The organism is Streptomyces sp. NPDC045287, assembly GCF_056432325.1.
The window spans coordinates 1-15,750 of record NZ_JBWKJG010000042.1 but is presented as its reverse complement, the minus strand read 5'-3'; the positions used below and the strand labels follow the sequence as shown (position 1 = coordinate 15,750).

General features: G+C 76.4%; 15 protein-coding genes and 1 rRNA gene. 3 read left to right on the top strand and 13 right to left on the bottom strand.

Going from position 1 to position 15,750, the window contains the following annotated elements; translation table 11 throughout:
• Both AC07D6_RS33355 and AC07D6_RS33350 read left to right on the top strand, forming a co-directional pair.
• Positions 1–323, top strand: a 323-nt coding sequence (locus AC07D6_RS33355) for a glycoside hydrolase family 15 protein (protein ID WP_479050681.1), incomplete at its 5' end; no start/stop codon positions are given.
• A gap of 63 nt (positions 324–386) precedes the next feature.
• Entirely contained in the window at positions 387–2,024 is a 1,638-nt protein-coding gene (locus tag AC07D6_RS33350) for a PucR family transcriptional regulator (RefSeq protein WP_479050679.1), read from the top strand.
• Here the strand turns inward: AC07D6_RS33350 and AC07D6_RS33345 are convergent.
• The 10 genes from AC07D6_RS33345 to AC07D6_RS33300 form a co-directional block, all read right to left on the bottom strand.
• Positions 2,012–3,145, bottom strand: a complete 1,134-nt coding sequence (locus AC07D6_RS33345) for a glycosyltransferase family 4 protein (RefSeq protein WP_479050677.1) — start codon at positions 3,143–3,145, stop codon at positions 2,012–2,014. The genes AC07D6_RS33350 and AC07D6_RS33345 overlap by 13 nt on opposite strands.
• 110 nt (positions 3,146–3,255) lie before the next feature.
• Positions 3,256–4,008: a hypothetical protein gene (locus tag AC07D6_RS33340; protein WP_479050675.1), complete on the bottom strand. Its 753-nt coding sequence runs from the start codon at positions 4,006–4,008 to the stop codon at positions 3,256–3,258.
• Positions 4,009–4,096: 88 nt separating this feature from the next.
• Positions 4,097–5,839 (bottom strand): DNA repair protein RecN, encoded by a 1,743-nt coding sequence (gene recN, locus AC07D6_RS33335; RefSeq protein ID WP_315881470.1) that lies wholly within the window; start codon positions 5,837–5,839, stop codon positions 4,097–4,099.
• A 112-nt stretch (positions 5,840–5,951) separates the two neighbouring features.
• A complete protein-coding gene (locus tag AC07D6_RS33330) occupies positions 5,952–6,878 on the bottom strand; it encodes an NAD kinase (RefSeq protein WP_315881471.1) in 927 nt (308 codons plus the stop codon).
• On the bottom strand, positions 6,875–7,690 hold the full coding sequence (locus tag AC07D6_RS33325; RefSeq protein WP_315881472.1) for a TlyA family RNA methyltransferase: 816 nt from the start codon (positions 7,688–7,690) through the stop codon (positions 6,875–6,877). Before AC07D6_RS33325 ends, AC07D6_RS33330 begins: the two co-directional genes overlap by 4 nt.
• Positions 7,691–7,697: 7 nt before the next feature.
• Entirely contained in the window at positions 7,698–8,033 is a 336-nt protein-coding gene (locus AC07D6_RS33320; protein ID WP_479050672.1) for a hypothetical protein, read from the bottom strand.
• A 112-nt stretch (positions 8,034–8,145) separates the two neighbouring features.
• Complete coding sequence (locus AC07D6_RS33315) at positions 8,146–8,964, bottom strand: ABC transporter ATP-binding protein (protein WP_479050670.1); 819 nt, start codon at positions 8,962–8,964, stop codon at positions 8,146–8,148.
• 35 nt (positions 8,965–8,999) lie between these two features.
• The gene (locus AC07D6_RS33310) at positions 9,000–10,112 is read right to left on the bottom strand and encodes a FecCD family ABC transporter permease (RefSeq protein ID WP_479050668.1); all 1,113 of its coding nucleotides are present in this window, start codon (positions 10,110–10,112) and stop codon (positions 9,000–9,002) included.
• Complete coding sequence (locus tag AC07D6_RS33305; RefSeq protein ID WP_315881479.1) at positions 10,109–11,068, bottom strand: FecCD family ABC transporter permease; 960 nt, start codon at positions 11,066–11,068, stop codon at positions 10,109–10,111. Before AC07D6_RS33305 ends, AC07D6_RS33310 begins: the two co-directional genes overlap by 4 nt.
• Positions 11,069–11,204: 136 nt before the next feature.
• Positions 11,205–12,236 (bottom strand): HAD-IIA family hydrolase, encoded by a 1,032-nt coding sequence (locus AC07D6_RS33300; protein WP_479050666.1) that lies wholly within the window; start codon positions 12,234–12,236, stop codon positions 11,205–11,207.
• Between the two features lie 77 nt (positions 12,237–12,313).
• Between AC07D6_RS33300 and AC07D6_RS33295 the strand changes: the two genes are divergently transcribed.
• A complete protein-coding gene (locus tag AC07D6_RS33295; protein ID WP_479050664.1) occupies positions 12,314–13,603 on the top strand; it encodes a DUF1015 domain-containing protein in 1,290 nt (429 codons plus the stop codon).
• A 70-nt stretch (positions 13,604–13,673) separates the two neighbouring features.
• Here the strand turns inward: AC07D6_RS33295 and AC07D6_RS33290 are convergent, their stop codons facing one another.
• The 3 genes from AC07D6_RS33290 to rrf all read right to left on the bottom strand — a co-directional run.
• A complete protein-coding gene (locus AC07D6_RS33290; RefSeq protein WP_479050683.1) occupies positions 13,674–14,456 on the bottom strand; it encodes a tetratricopeptide repeat protein in 783 nt (260 codons plus the stop codon).
• Positions 14,396–15,472, bottom strand: coding sequence for a hypothetical protein (locus AC07D6_RS33285; protein ID WP_479050685.1), 1,077 nt, complete (start codon positions 15,470–15,472; stop codon positions 14,396–14,398). Before AC07D6_RS33285 ends, AC07D6_RS33290 begins: the two co-directional genes overlap by 61 nt.
• Positions 15,473–15,645: 173 nt before the next feature.
• A 5S ribosomal RNA gene (rrf, locus tag AC07D6_RS33280) occupies positions 15,646–15,750 on the bottom strand; the annotation flags it as partial.

The following is a 15,750-nucleotide window of genomic DNA, read 5'->3' as shown; positions in this document are numbered from 1 at the left end:
AGCTGTCCACCCCGGACGGCTTCATCCTGCGCTACCCGACGCAGGGCACCGACGAGGGCGTGGACGGCCTGCCCGGCGACGAGGGCGCCTTCCTGGCGTGCTCGTTCTGGATGGCCGACGACCTGGCGATGATCGGCCGCGTCGACGAGGCGCGCAAGCTGTTCGAGAAGCTGCTCGCCCTCCGCAACGACCTGGGGCTGCTCGCCGAGGAGTGGGACCCGCGCCTGAAGCGGCAGGTCGGGAACTTCCCGCAGGCGTTCAGCCACGTGCCGCTGATCGACACGGCGCTGCGCCTGACCGCGAGCGGCGCGTACGGCGGCTGACCCGCCCGGGGCGCCCGGCCCCGGGGACGTCCCGGGGCGGGCGCGCGGGTAGCGTCCCGCCCCATGGACGAACAGGGCGGCATCACCGTACGGCGGGCCCTGGAGCTGCCGGCGCTGCGCGGCGGGCTCCCCGAGGTGGTGGCGGGCGCCGACCGGCTGCACCGCACGGTGCGCTGGGTGCACGCCGGCGAGGTGCCGAACATCGCGTCGCTGCTGAAGGGCGGCGAGCTGCTGCTCACCACGGGGCTGGGCGTCGGCGCGCGCCCGGCGGAGCAGCGGGCGTTCGTGCGGCGGCTCGCGGAGCGCGGGATCGCCGCCCTGGTCGTGGAGCTGGGCCAGCGGTTCGCGCGGCTGCCCGGAGCGCTGGTGGACACCGCGCGGGCGGTCGGGCTGCCGCTGGTCCAGCTGCACCGGGAGGTGCCGTTCGTCTCGGTCACCGAGGAGGTCCACACCGAGATCGTCAACGGGCACTACGCGCTGCTGCGGCAGGCCGAGGAGGTGCACCGGCGGTGCACGGAGGCGCTGCTGGACGGCGGCGGGGTGCCGCGCGTGCTGCGCGTCCTGGCCGGGTTCGCGGACAACCCGGTGTTCCTGGAGACCGCCGACGGGCAGCTCCTGTACGCGGCGGACAGCGGCTCCGGCACGCCCTGCGCCGACCCGCTGCAGGTGTGGGAGGGGCTGCGCGGCCAGCGCGGCGGCGCACCGCCCGCCGGTTCGGTGCTCGTCGACGTGCCGGGCGGGGGGCCGGAGGGCGGCGCGGGACCCGGCGGGGTGCGGGCGCGGCTGGTGCTGCCGGCGGTGTCGGGGCGGCTGCTGCCGGTCCACCGGATGGCGGTGGAGCGGGTGGCGGGCGTCCTCGCGGTCGTCCTGATGCAGGCGCGCCAGGAGGAGGAGCTGGCGGCGCGCGGGCGCGGCGACTTCCTGACGGACCTGGCGGAGGGCCGGATCGCGGCGGAGGACGCGCCCGCGCAGGCCCGGGTCCTCGGCTTCAGGCCGGGCGGCGGGCCGCTGCTGCCGGTGGTGATGCGGCCGGCCGCCGAGCACTCCCCCGCCGGCGGGTGGGCGCTGCTGGCGCGGACGGTCACCGAGGAGCTGTCGCGGGTGGGCGTGCCGGTGCTGGTGGGGGTCCGCCCGGTGGAGGGCCGGGTGCCGGTGCTGCTGGGGCTGCGTGCGGAGTCGGAGCGCGCCGCCGTCGCGGACCGGGTGGCGGCCGCGCTGCGGGCCGGTGCCGAGCGGGCGGGACTGGACCGGCCGGGGGGCCGTCCGCCGGTCGTCGTGGTGGGCGTCGCGGGTGGCTGGGCGGCGGCGTCGGCGGGGCTGCGGCACGCCGCGGAGACGGCCGCGGCCGCGCGGGGGCTGCCCGAGCGGCCCTGGCACGACGCGCGGCGCCTCGACATCGACCTGCTGCTGTGGCGGCTGCACCGGCACGACGGGACGGCTCTGGCGGCGTTCGTGGACCGGGCGATCGGCCCGCTGCGGGACCACGACGCGGCGTCGCGCGGGCCGCTGCTGCCGACGCTGGAGACGTACCTGGCGCACGCGGGCCGCAAGGCGGAGACGGCGCGCGAGCTGCACCTGAACCGTCAGACGCTGTACAACCGGCTGGCCCGCATCGCCGAGCTCCTCGGCACGGACCTGGACGACCCCCAGACGGTCCTGGCCCTCTCCCTGGCCCTGCGGGCCCGCCGCTACGCGCCCTGACCGGGCGGGGGCGCGGCGGGGCGCCGGGGTCCCGGGCCGTGCCCGCCGCGCGGGCACAGCTCGTCGTACACGCTCAGCACCTGGGCGATGGTCTCCTCCTCCGTCGGCCACGTGGCGGCCTGCCGCGGCCCGGCCGCCGCGAGCTCCGCGTGCCGGGCCGGGTCCGCCAGGAGCCGGGACACGGCCGCCGCGAGCCGTACGGAGTCCCCGTACGGGACGAGTTCCGCCGCGTCGCCGACCAGTTCCGGCACCCCGCCCACGGCCGTGGCGACCAGCGGCACGCCCAGCCGCAGCGCCTCCTGGGCGAGCGGCGCCCGCGCCTCCCAGCGGCCGGCCAGCACCGCCACGTCCGCCGCGGCCAGCAGCGCGGTCACGTCGTCGCGCCGCCCGAGCAGCCGCACCGGCAGCCCCCCGGTGTCGACGCGCCGCTGGAGCGCGGCCCGCCGGGGGCCCTCGCCGGCGACGGCGACCAGCGGCACCGGGTCGTGGCCGAGCCACCGCCGGGACGCGTCCAGCAGCGTGCCGTGCCCCCGGTACGGCTCCAGCGGCCCGGCCGTCACCACCAGCGGCCTGCCGACCGCGCCGAGTTCGGACCGGACCTTCTCGCCGGGCGGGTCCGCGAGGCCGCGCGGCGGCGGCAGGGCGACGGGCCCCAGACGGGCGTCGCGGGCGCCCCGCCGGCGCGCCCGGTCGACCAGCTCCGACGACGTGGCGAGGACGACGGCCGCCGCGCGTGCGGCCTTCCGCTCCATCAGCCGCCGCAGTTGTCCGCGCGCTCCCGCCGCGTGCGGCCGGGAGTGCCAGGTGACGACGAGCGGCACCGGCTGCGCGGCGAGGGCCATCGCGGACCGGACCGCGGCGTTCACCCCGTGCGCGTGGACGACGTCGGCGCCCGCGCACACGGCCCGCAGCGCGCCCACGGCCAGCGGGTCGCCGCGGGACGGCACGGGTACGAAGCGCGCCCCGGCGCCCAGGAAGTCGTAGGACCGGTCCAACTCGGCGGGGGCGCACACGGTCACCCGCACGCCCCTCGCCACGAGCCCGGCGGCCAGTGACCTGACATGAGCGCCGCTGCCCGTGCCGCCGCCGCCCAGCACCTGGACCGTACGCAGCTGTGTCACCCGCCAAGGATGCCAGTCCGTACGCGCGTTCCGGCACCGCTCCCGGGCGTGGCCCGCCGCGTCCCGCCACTTTCCGGCGCCCGGCGGCGCGGAACCGCCGCCGGGACCACTCACACGGGTGAACCCGCGCGTCGGCTGACGCGCTCTCCGTTGACGGCGGCGGCGGTGAACGCGGCGGCGTGCAGGGCGAGCCCGAGCCGCCCGTTCCCGGTGACGACGGCCACGCCGAGGGCAGCGCCCAGGGCGTGCGCCCCGGTGTCGCCGAGCATCGTGCGCTCCCCCAGGTCGTCGCCGAGGACCGCCGCGGCGGCGCCCATCGGCGCGGCGGCGAGCGGCCCGCCCCGCACCACGCCGGGCGCCCCGAGGGCCAGGACGGCCAGCGCGGCGCGCCCGGGCCGTACGTCGACGAGGTTGACGAAGTGGGCGGCGCCCGCGACGACCACGCCGGCGAGCAGCCGGTCCAGCGGCCGTTCCTTGAGCAGCGCGCCCGCCGCGAGCCCGGCGGCGCCGATCCCGAACAGCTTGACGGCCCCGCTGGTGACCTCGCCGCGCCGGAGGGCACCCAGGTGGGCACAAAAGCCGCGCCGGTGGTCACCGCGCACGTCGTCGTACGCCCCGCAGGCCGCCCCGGCCAGGGTGGCCAGCACGGCGGCGCCCCGCTCCCGGGGCGCGGCGGCGCCCAGGGAGGCGAGGGCGGTCCCGGCGGTGACGGCGGGGGCCGCGTACAGGTCGACGGTGCGGCCCGCGTGGTTGGCGCGCTCCCAGGCCGGCCTGCGGCGGCGCGCCAGCCCGGCGCGTACGGCACGGGTCGCCGCGGCGGCCGTACCGCAGACGGCGGCGGCCCTCGCAAGGTGGTCGATCATGATCGTCACCTTACCGGGGCCGCCCGCACCCGGCGCCCGAAGCCGCACGGGGCCCCGGGTCACGGGTCGGAAGCCGCACGGCCCCGGGTCACAGGTCGGCGCGCGCGGTGGCCAGCAGCTCCTCGGCATGGGCCCGGGCCGTCTCGGAGTCCTCCTGCCCGGCGAGCATCCGCGACAGCTCCCGCACCCGGTCCTCGCCCTCCAGGACGGTGACGCCGGACCGGGTGACGGAGCCGTCGCTGGTCTTCTCCACCAGCAGTTGCCGGTCGGCGAAGGCCGCGACCTGCGGCAGGTGCGTCACGACGACCACCTGCGCCGTCCTGGCGAGCTTGGCGAGGCGCCGGCCGATCTCGACGGCCGCCTTGCCGCCGACCCCGGCGTCGACCTCGTCGAACAGGTACGTCGGCACCGGGTCCGTCCCGGCGAAGACGACCTCCACGGCGAGCATCACCCGGGACAGCTCGCCGCCGGACGCGCCCTTCGCGATGGGCCGCGGCGGGGCGCCCGGGTGCGGTGCGAGCAGCAGCTCCACCTCGTCGGCGCCGGACGGCCCGTAGGCGACGCGCCGCCCGCCGACCTCGACGCCGTCCGGGTCCTCGCTCTGCCGGATGTCGAACGACACGCGGGCGTGCGGCATCGCCAGCGACGCCAGCTCGGCGGTGACCGCGTCCGCGAAGCGCGCGGCGGCCTCCGTCCGGGCGTCGGTGAGGGCCTGGGCCAGGTGGGACAGTTCGGCGCGCAGGGCGTCCCGCTCGGCGGTCAGCTCCGCGATCCGGTCGTCGTCGCCGTCGAGTTCGGTGAGCCGGGCGGCGCCCTCCTCCGCCCAGGCGAGGACGGCGGCGGCGTCCTCGCCGTACTTGCGGGTCAACCCGGTCAGCGCGGCGCGCCGCTCCTCGACGGCGGCCAGCCGCCGCGGGTCGGCGTCCAGGTCGTCGGCGTACCCGGCGAGTTCGCCGGCCACGTCGGCGAGGAGGATCGAGATCTCCCCGATCCGGTCGGCGAGCGCGGCCAGGGCCGGGTCGTGGGACCGTACGGCCTCCAGGGCGCGCCCCGCGCCGGCGACGAGCGTCGTCGCGTCGACCGTCTCCGGGTCCTCCGGGTCCCCGGCGAGCGCGCCGTGGGCGAGCGCGGCGGCGGAGGCGAGGGCCTCGGCGTGGCCGAGCCGCTCCGCCTCGGCGGCCAGCTCCACGTCCTCGCCGGCGCGCGGCGCGACCGCCTCGATCTCCGCCAACCCGAACCGCAGCAGGTCCGCCTCCTGCGCCCGCTCCCGCGCGCGCGTGGTCAGCTCGTCCAGCTCCGCGTCGAGCGCCCGCAGCCGCCGGTACGCCTTCGCGTACGCGGCGAGCGGCACGGCGACGGCGTCGCCCGCGTACCGGTCGAGCGCGGCGCGCTGCCGGGCGGGCTTGAGCAGGCCCTGCTGGTCGGTCTGGCCGTGGACGGCGACGAGGTCGTCGGCCAACTCGGCGAGCAGCCCCACGGGGACGGTGCGCCCGCCGAGGTGCGCCCGCGAGCGGCCCTCGGCCGAGATGGTGCGGCTGATGAGCAGCGCGCCGTCGTCGAGCTGGGCGCCCGCCTCCTCGGCGCGGCGGGCCACCGCGGAGTCGGGGGCGACGCCGACGCGCCCCTCCACGACGGCGGACGCGGCCCCGATCCGCACCAGGGCCGGGTCGGCGCGCCCGCCGAGCAGCAGCCCCAGGCTGGTCACCACCATGGTCTTGCCCGCGCCCGTCTCACCGGTCACCGCGGTGAACCCGGGCGACAGCTCGACCACCGCGTCGTCGATGACTCCGAGCGACCGTATCCGCATCTCCTCCAGCACGTGGAAGACCATACGAGGTCTGGCGGCCCCGATGCGACGAGCCCCGTCCCCCACGCCGGAACGGCCGGGCGGGACGCCCCCGCAATCACCCGCGGGAGTGGCGCGTCCGCGCCCGCCGCGTCCCCTAGTGCGGCGCCCCCCGCCACCCCGACACGGGCAGGGCGAACTTGGCGACGAGCCGGTCCGAGAACGACGCGTGGTGCAGCCGCGCCAGCCGTACCGGCACCGACCCGCGCCGCACCTCCACCCGCGCCCCGGCGGGCAGGGTGACGGTGCGCCGCCCGTCGCACCACAGCACCCCGTCCGGGGTGTGCGGCTCGACCTCCACGGCCAGCACCGAGTCGGGCGTCGTGACCAGCGGCTTCGCGAACAGGGCGTGCGCGCCGATCGGCACCATCAGCAGCGCCTCCACCTCCGGCCAGATCACCGGCCCGCCCGCGGAGAAGGCGTACGCCGTGGACCCGGTCGGTGTCGCGCAGATCACTCCGTCGCAGCCGAAGCCGGTCACCGGACGCCCGTCGATGGCGAGGACGACCTCCAGCATCCGCTCGGGCGCGACCTTCTGCACGGCGGCCTCGTTCAGCGCCCAGTTGGTGTGCAGGACGTCGCCGTTGTCGTAGACGACGACGTCGAGGGTCATGCGCTCCTCGACCTCGTACGCGCGGGTGACGACCCGGTCGACGACCTTGTCGAGGTCGTCCCGCTCGGCCTCCGCGAGGAACCCGACCCGCCCCAGGTTGACGCCGAGCATCGGCACGCCGGACGCGCGGGCGAACTCGGCGCCGCGCAGCAGCGTCCCGTCACCGCCGAGGACGATCAGCAGTTCGCAGCCGTCGAGGACGTCGGGCGTGGCCTCCGGGACGGTCTCCACGGACGGCGGCAGCGGCAGGTCGGCGGCCTCGGCGGCCAGGACCCGCACGCCGATGCCGCAGCGCAGCAGGCCGAGGACGACGAGTTCCGCGCTGCGCACGGCGGCGGGCCGCCCGGTGTGCGCGAGGAGGAAGACGGTCCGCGGCGCCGGGTCCGGCGCGGCGGCCGGCCGCGGGGTCACCGGGGCCCCTCCGCCACGGCGCGGTCGACGTCGGCCGGGTCGAGCGCGGGCGCTCCGGCCCGCAGCCACAGGAAGTACTCGACGTTCCCGGACGGGCCCGGCAGGGGGCTCGCGGTGACGCCCAGCACCCCGAGGCCGAGCCCGGCGGCCTGCCGCGCCACGTTCCGTACGGCCTCGGCGCGCAGTTCGGGGCTGCGGACGACACCGCCGCTGCCGAGCCGCTCCTTGCCCACCTCGAACTGCGGCTTGACCATCAGCACGAGGTCGGCGCCGGGCCCGGTCACGCCGACGAGCGCGGGCAGCACGAGGCCCAGCGGGATGAACGACAGGTCTCCGACGACCAGGTCCACCGGCTCCCCGCCGATCGCGTCGAGCGTCAACTCGCGTACGTTGGTCCGGTCCTTGACGGTGACGCGCTCGTCGCTCTGCAGCGACCAGGCCAGTTGCCCGTAGCCGACGTCGACGGCGACGACGTGGGCGGCGCCGGAGCGCAGCAGGACGTCGGTGAAGCCGCCCGTGGACGCCCCGGCGTCGAGCGCCCGCCGCCCCTCGACCGCCAGCCCGCGCGGGACGAACGCGGCGAGCGCCCCGGCGAGCTTGTGGCCGCCGCGCGACACGTAGTCGGGGTCGGAGTCGTCCTGGGCGACGACGATGGCCGCGGCGGTCTCGACCTGGGTGGCGGGCTTGGTGGCGGTGCCGCCGCCGACCGTCACCCGCCCCGCCGCGATCAGCTGGCTCGCGTGTTCGCGCGAGCGGGCGAGCTTGCGGCGCACAAGCTCGGCGTCGAGACGGCGGCGTGCCACTCCTGCCACGTTCGGTTCAGCTCCTGTGGTCGTTCGGGGGTCCCGGGCGGGGGTCTGCGTCCAGCGCGGCCAGCGCGTCGCGCAGCCCCCGGTGTACATCCTCGTACACCTCCAGGTGTCCGTCCGCCGCGAGGTGATCGGCGTCACCCAGCCGTTCCAGCACGGCGTCCACGGGGCCGTGCCCGGTGGCGGTCCGTGCGACGCCGAGCGGCAGGGGCCCGCCGGCCCCTCCCCCGTCGCCACCGGCGGGCGCGCCGCCGTCCGCGCCGGGCGCGGCCGGGGGCGGCGCCGGGGGGTCGGCGGGGTCCGGGGCGGCGGGGGGCCGGAGCTGTCCGGAGGGCGTGGCGTCCATGCCCCGACGCTACCGCGAAGCCTCCGCCCGCCGCCGGTCCGCACCGGTGCCGTGCCGCCCTCGGCCTCGGCCTCAGCGGCCTCGACCTGGTCTCGGCCCTGGCGCGCCGCGGCTACTTCCGCGGCGCCCGCGCCTGCCGGGCCGCCGGCACGACCAGGGGGGTGCCCGTCTCGGGGTCGTCGATGACCTGGCAGCGCAGGCCGAAGACCCGCTCGACGAGTTCGGCGGTGACGATCTCCGACGGCGGGCCCTGCGCGACGATCTCCCCGCCGCGTACGGCGATGAGGTGCGTGGCGTACCGCGCGGCGTGGTTCAGGTCGTGCAGGACGGCGACGAGGGTGCGGCCCTGCGTCTCGTGGAGCTCGGCGCACAGGTCGAGGACGTCGATCTGGTGCTGGATGTCGAGGTACGTCGTCGGCTCGTCGAGCAGCAGCAGCGGGGTCTGCTGGGCGAGCGCCATGGCGATCCAGACGCGCTGGCGCTGCCCGCCCGACAGCTCGTCGACGTACCGGTCGCCCAGCTCGCCGACGCCGGTGGCGTCCATCGACTCCTGGACGATCCGCTCGTCCTGCGGCGACCACTGCCGCAGCAGCCCCTGGTGCGGGTAGCGGCCGCGGGCGACGAGGTCGGCGACGGTGATGCCGTCCGGCGCGATCGACGACTGGGGCAGCAGCCCGAGCGTCCGCGCGACCTTCTTCGCGGGCATGGAGTGGATGGCCTGCCCGTCCAGCAGCACCCGGCCCCGCGTGGGCTTCAGCATCCGGGCGAGGGCGCGCAGCAGCGTGGACTTGCCGCAGGCGTTCGGCCCGACGATCACCGTGAAGGAGTTGTCGGGGATCGCCACGGACAGGTCGCGGGCGATGGTCCGCTGCTCGTAGGCGAGGGTGACGGACTCCGCGGCGAGGCGCTGCTGCGGGGGCTGGGACTGCATGGACGTACTCCTGGCGTTCTGGTCGTTCGTGGGGGTCATATCCGGCCTGCCCGGCGCTCGGTGACCAGGAGCCACAGCAGGTAGCAGCCGCCGACGATGCCGGTGACGACACCGACGGGAAGCTGCCGCTCGCCGAAGACGTTGGTGGCGGCCCAGTCGGCCACCAGCAGCACCGCCGCGCCCATCAGGGCGGACGCGCCCAGGTTCGGGCCGGGCGACCGGGTCAGCCGGCGGGTCAGCTGGGGCGCGCTGAGCGCGACGAACGTGATGGGGCCGGCCGCGGCGGTGGCGGACGCGACGAGCAGCACCGCGGAGACCAGCAGCACGATCCGCACCCGCTCCACCCGCACGCCCAGCGCGTACGCGGCGTCGTCGCCCATCTCCAGCATGCGCAGCGGCCGCCCGTACGCGAGGACCAGCGGCAGCAGGACCGCGCTGACGGCGAGCAGCGGCCAGAACTGCGTCCAGTCCCGGCCCTCCAGGGAGCCGGTCATCCACACCACGGCGCGGGTCGCGTCGACCAGGTTCGCCTTGGTGATCAGGTAGTGGATGATCGCGGTGAGCATCGCGGCGAGGCCGATGCCGATGAGGACGATCCGGAAGCCGTGCACGCCCCGCTTCCACGCGAAGACGTACACGGCGGCACCGGTCAGCGTGCCGCCGACGAGACCGCCGGCCGCGACGGCGGTGGCGTCACCGTGGAACAGCACGATCACGCTGAGCGCGCCGACGATCGCGCCCTGGTTGACGCCGAGCATGTCGGGGCTGCCGAGCGGGTTGCGGGTGATGGTCTGGAAGACCGCCCCGCCGACCGCCAGGCCCGCGCCGACGAGGGCCGCGACGAGGACGCGCGGCAGCCGCAGGTCGAGGACGACGAACTCCTGCGCGACCGTGCCGTCGCCGAGGAGGGTGGCGAGGACCTCGCCGGGCGCCATGGGGAAGTCGCCGCTGCCGATGAGAACGATCCCGGCGGCCAGGGCCAGCGCGAGCAGCAGCAGGCAGACGGCCACGGTACGCGGCTCGACCCGGACGGACAGCCCGCCGCGCGTCCGGACGGCCCGGACGGTGCGGGTGCGGGCGGCCGGGACGCCGGGCGTGGGCGCGGGGGTGCCGGGCGCAGGGGCGGTGGGTGCGGGGGTCGCGGTCACAGCTGGGCCATCCTCTTGCGGCGTACGAGGTGGATGAAGACGGGCCCGCCGATCAGCGCCGTGACGATGCCGACCTGGAGCTCGGACGGGCGGGCCACGACCCGGCCGACGATGTCGGAGCCGATCAGCAGCACGGGCGAGAGGACCGCCGCGTACGGCAGGATCCACCGCATGTCGGGCCCGGTGATGGCGCGGACCAGGTACGGCACCATCAGCCCGACGAAGACGATCGGCCCGCACGCGGCGGTCGCGCCGCCGCACAGCAGGGTCACGGCGAGCATGGCCAGGACCCGGGTGCGGGTGAGGTTCGCGCCGAGCGCGCGGGCCGTGTCGTCCCCCATCTCCATGGCGTTGAGGGGCCGGGCGACCAGCGCGGCCAGCACGACGCCGGCGGCGATGAACGGCGCGACCGCGCCGACGACGTCCGCGTCGGCGCCGGCCAGCGACCCGACGGTCCAGAACCGCAGCCGGTCCAGGGCGGCCGAGTCGAGCAGCTGGACGGCGTTGACGTACCCGTACAGCGCGGCGGTCGCGGCGGTGCCGGCCAGCGCGAGCCGTACGGGGGTGGCGCTGCGCCCGCCGCCGAGCACGTACACGAGCACCGACACGACCGCGGCGCCCACGAACGCGAACCACACGTACCCCATGAAGGAGGACGTGCCGAGGAGGCTGGTCGCGGTGACCACGGCGGCCGCCGCGCCCGCGTTGACGCCCATCAGGCCCGGCTCGGCGAGCGGGTTGCGGGTGAGCGCCTGCATGACGGCCCCGGCCAGGCCGAGCGCGACACCGGCGAGGAGGCCGAGCAGTGTGCGCGGGACGCGGACGTCGGCGATGAGGACGTCGCTGCCGGTCCCGGAGTTCTGGAACAGGCCGTGCCACACATCGCCGAGCGGCACCGGTTTGGCGCCGACGACGATGCTCGCGACACACACGAGCACCAGCACGCCGAGGGACAGCAACAGCCCGGCGGCGCGCACCGACCGGCGCCCGCGGGGCTGCGCGGCGGCCTGGGGCTCCGCGCTCTGTTCTGGAGAACTCTCAACCAACACGCGGTTAGGTTAGCCTACCCTCGCCGCAATGATCGCAGGGGTTTCACCAACCCAGCCTGGCCAGCGCCTTCCCCGCCTCCAGACCGCACGACCCGTCCCCGGCACGGCTCCAGGCCGCCGCGCACAGCGCCCGCAGCCCGTCCATCGGTTCGCCGCTCCCGTCGAGGGCGAGCGCGTCGCCGTCGGCGACCGCGGTCCACCCCCCGCAGCAAAAGCCGCCCCCCGCGGTCCCGGTCACCTCGGGCTGCCCGGTCAGCAGGCCCCGCAGGTCGGCGTCGACGTACGTCGGCCGGTGCTCGGGCCGGGCCGCGAGCAGCTCCGCCGGGGCGGTCACACCGGTGAGGACGAGCAGCGAGTCGACGCCGCCGTTGTACGCGCCCTCGATGTCGGTGTCGAGCCGGTCCCCGACGACGAGGGGCCGCCGCGCCCCGGTCCGCAGGATCGTCTCGCGGTGCATCGGCGGCAGCGGCTTGCCCGCGACCTGCGGCTCGGCGCCCGTCGCGATCCGTACGACCTCCACGGCCGCGCCGTTGCCGGGCGCGATGCCGCGCGCGCCGGGGATGGTGAGGTCGGTGTTGGACGCGTACCAGGGCAGGCCGCGCGCGATCGCGTACGACGCCTCCGCGAACCGCCCCCACGGCAGTTCGGGCCCGCCGTACCCCTGGACGACGGCCGCCGGGTCGTCGTCGGCGGACTCGACGGGGACGAGCCCCCGCTCGCGCAGCGCCACCCGCAGCCCCTCGCCGCCGATGACGAGGACGCGTGCCCCTTGCGGAAGCTGGTCGGCGACGAGCCGCGCCACCGCCTGCGCCGACGTGATCACGTCGTCCGGCTCGGCGGGCACGCCCAGTTCGGTGAGGTGCGCGGCGACGGCGTCGGGGGTGCGCAGCGCGTTGTTGGTGACGTACGCGAGGTGCATCCCGTCGGCCCGCGCCTCCCCCAGCGCCTCCACGGCGTGCGGAATGGCCTCGCCGCCCGCGTACACGACGCCGTCCAGGTCCAGCAGCGCCGTGTCGTACGCCGCGCTCAACGCGGTCGCGCTGCCGCCCGGCGCGCTCCATCCGTGCTGCCCCATCGCCCTGGCTCCTCACTCGTCCGGTGGTTCCCGTCCCCCGATCATCGCTCATCCGCATATCCACCTACGATGCAAGGATGAACACGAGAGGTCCTGCGGCCAACGACGGCCTGCGCCTGAAACCGTTCCGCGGGCTGCGGTACGTCCCCGAACGGGTCCGCAGCCTCGCCGCGGTGACCTCCCCGCCGTACGACGTGGTCGTGCGGCCGGACGGGCTGCACCACCTGGAGTCGTCGGACCCGCACAACATCGTGCGGCTGATCCTGCCGCAGGCCCCGACGCCCGACGCCCGCCCCCGCCGGGCGGCGGACACCCTCGCGGACTGGCTGGCGGACGGCATACTCGCCGCGGACGCGGAGCCCGCCCTGTACGTGTACGAGCAGCGCAAGGGCGACCTGCTCCAGCGGGGCCTGATCGGCGCCCTGGAGCTGTCGCCGCCGGCGGAGGGCGTGGTCCTGCCGCACGAGGACGTGATGCCGCACGTGGTGGAGGAGCGCGCGGACCTGATGCGCACGACGGGCGCGCACCTGGAGCCTCTGCTGCTGACGTACCGGGGCGAGGGCCGCGCGACGGGCGCGACGGCCGTGATCGAGCGGGCGACGGCGGGTACGCCGCTGCTGGCGACGACGACGGAGGACGGGTTCGGCCACCGCCTGTGGGCGGTGACGGACCCGGAGGAGCTCGCGGCGGTCGCGGAGGACCTGGCGGGTCGTCAGGCGCTGATCGCGGACGGACACCACCGCTGGGCGACGTACCTGCGGCTGCGGGAGGAGCGGTCGGGCCCGGGCCCGTGGGACTACGGCCTGGTGCTCCTCATCGACACGGCCCGCTACCCGCTGCGGGTGCGGGCGATTCACCGGCTGCTGCACCGCCTGCCGGTCTCCGCCGCGCTGGCGGCACTGGAGGCGTCGCGGGGCGCGTTCCGGGTACGGGCACTGGGCGTGCCGCTGGAGGCCGCCCTGGACGCGCTGGCGGAGGCGGCGGGCGACGGCAACGCGTTCCTGCTGGCGGGCGACGGCCGCTTCCACCTGGTGGACCGCCCGGACCCGGACCTGCTGGAGCGTACGGTGCGCCGGGACCGGCCGGAGGCGTGGCGGACGCTGGACGCGACGGTGCTGCACGCAACGCTGCTGGAGCACGTGTGGCGGGTCCCGGACTCCCCGGAGCACATCGCGTACCTCCACGAGGCGCGGGCGGCGGTGACGCAGGCGGAGCGGAACGGGGCGACGGCGGTCCTGATGCACCCGGTGCGCGAGGAGGTCGTACGGGACCTGGCGCGCCAGGGCGTGACGATGCCCCGGAAATCGACGTCGTTCGGTCCGAAGCCGGCGACGGGCCTGGTCCTGCGCAGCCTGGCCCTGGACTGAGGGCGACGGGGAGAGGGAGGAAGGGCGGCACCCCGCGCGGGGTGCCGCCCTTCCTCATGCCGTTTCGCGCTCAGCGCCCGGTGCCGTCACCGTCGACGTCGTCGGTGTCGTCGTCGGACCGGTCGTCGTTCTCGGCCCCCACGGTCTCCTCGAGGTCCTCGCTCTCCTCGGTCTCCTCGATCGCGTCGACGAATTCGACGCCGTCGAGTTCGGCGAGCCGGTCGGAGGCGTCGGTGGTGCCTTCCTTGTCGGACTCGAGGGCCTTGGCGAACCATTCGCGCGCTTCGCCCTCCCGGCCGGCGGCCAGGAGCGCGTCGGCGTACGCGTACCGCAGGCGCGCGGTCCACGGCTGGATGGAGTTGGACGCGAGTTCGGGCGACTGGAGGGTGACGATCGCGGCGTCGAGCTGGCCCATGTCGCGGCGGGCACCGGCGGCGACGAGTCGCATCTCCACCTGGCCGGCCTTGTCCAGCTTCTGCACCTCGGGCTCGCCGGCCATGGCGAGGGCCCGCTCGGGGCGGCCGAGGCCGCGCTCGCAGTCGGCCATGACGGGCCACAGGTCGACGGTGCCGGTCATGCGCCGGGCGGCGCGGAACTCGGCGAGGGCCTCGGCGTACTTCTGCGTGGCGTACGCGGCGAAGCCGGCGGCCTCGCGGACGGCGGCGACGCGGGAGGCGAGCCGGAGCGCGATCCGCGAGTAGGCGTACGCCTTCTCGGGGTCCTCGTCGATGAGCTTGGCGACCATCACCAGGTTGCGGGCGACGTCCTCGGCGAGGGTCTTGGGCAGGCTCATCAGCTCCTGCCGCACGTCCTTGTCGATCTCGTCGCCGGTGACGTCGTCGGGGATGGGCAGCCGCTTGATGGGCTCGCGGTCCCGCCGGTCGTCACGACGGTCGTCCCGCCGCTCGGGCCGCCCGCGGAACCCACCGCGCCCGCGGTCGTCCCGCCGGTCGTCCCGGCCGCCGCGGAACCCGCCCCGCCGGTCGTCGTCCCGACGCGGTCCGCGGTCGCGGTCCCGGTCGTCACGCCGGAACGGCGGACGGTCGTCGCTGCGCCGGAACCCACCACGGTCATCGCGCCGGTCGTCGCGGCGATCGTCGCGCCGGTCGTCACGGCGGAAACCGCCACGGTCGTCCCGCCGGTCATCGCGCCGGTCGTCCCGACGCGGGGCACGGTCGTCCCGCGGGAAACCACCCCGCTCGTCACGCCGGTCATCTCGGCGGTCGTCGCGCCGGAAGCCACCGCGGTCACGGTCGTCACGGCGGGGCGCGCGGTCATCGCGCGGGAAGGCCGGCCGATCGCCCCCGCGCCGGAACGGCGGACGGTCGTCGTTGCGCCGGAACCCACCACGGTCATCGCGCCGGTCATCGCGGCGGAAACCGCCACGGTCGTCCCGTCGGTCATCCCGACGCGGGGCACGGTCGTCCCGCGGGAAACCACCCCGCTCGTCACGCCGGTCGTCACGGCGGAAGCCGCCACCGCCGCGTCGGTCGTCGTCACGGCGCGGGGCGCGGTCGTCGCGCGGGGAGCCGCCCCGATCGTCGGAGCGGTACCCTCCCCGGTCGTCACGGCGGTCGTCGGAGCGGTAGCCACCGCCCCGCCGGTCGTCGTCGCGCCGGAAGCCGCCGCCCCGGTATCCGCCGCGGTCGCGGTCGTCCCGACGCGGTCCGCGGTCGCGGTCCCGGTCGTCACGCCGGAACGGCGGACGGTCGTCGCTGCGCCGGAACCCACCACGGTCATCGCGCCGGTCGTCACGGCGATCGTCGCGCCGGTCGTCACGGCGGAAGCCGCCACCGCCACGTCGGTCGTCGTCACGGCGGGGTCCGCGGAAACCGCCCTGCTCGCCACCGTCCCTACGACGAGGCTCACGCTCCGGACGGTCGTCGGAGGAGTTGGTGGACATGGGTGTGGCTCCTGTCTTCGGGTACCGCAAGTCATTCTCGCGCAGTGGGCGTTCCACCGCGCTCCGAGCAAATTCGAGTGACAACAAAAAGGACCCTTGGTCCCAGCATGTACGCTGGGACCAAGGGTCCTGAAAAATTGTTCGGCGGCGTCCTACTCTCCCACAGGGTCCCCCCTGCAGTACCATCGGCGCTGAAAGGCTTAGCTTCCGGGTTCGGAATGTAACCGGGCGTTTCCCTAACGCT

What these genes read in the sequence shown, in the direction of transcription:
- AC07D6_RS33315 (WP_479050670.1), bottom strand. Translation starts at nt 8,964, where the DNA reads ATGCAGTCCCAGCCCCCGCAGCAGCGCCTCGCCGCGGAGTCCGTCACC.
- AC07D6_RS33295 (WP_479050664.1), top strand. Translation starts at nt 12,314, where the DNA reads ATGAACACGAGAGGTCCTGCGGCCAACGACGGCCTGCGCCTGAAACCG.
- AC07D6_RS33350 (WP_479050679.1), top strand. Translation starts at nt 387, where the DNA reads ATGGACGAACAGGGCGGCATCACCGTACGGCGGGCCCTGGAGCTGCCG.
- AC07D6_RS33340 (WP_479050675.1), bottom strand. Translation starts at nt 4,008, where the DNA reads ATGATCGACCACCTTGCGAGGGCCGCCGCCGTCTGCGGTACGGCCGCC.
- AC07D6_RS33320 (WP_479050672.1), bottom strand. Translation starts at nt 8,033, where the DNA reads ATGGACGCCACGCCCTCCGGACAGCTCCGGCCCCCCGCCGCCCCGGAC.
- recN (WP_315881470.1), bottom strand. Translation starts at nt 5,839, where the DNA reads ATGGTCTTCCACGTGCTGGAGGAGATGCGGATACGGTCGCTCGGAGTC.
- AC07D6_RS33300 (WP_479050666.1), bottom strand. Translation starts at nt 12,236, where the DNA reads ATGGGGCAGCACGGATGGAGCGCGCCGGGCGGCAGCGCGACCGCGTTG.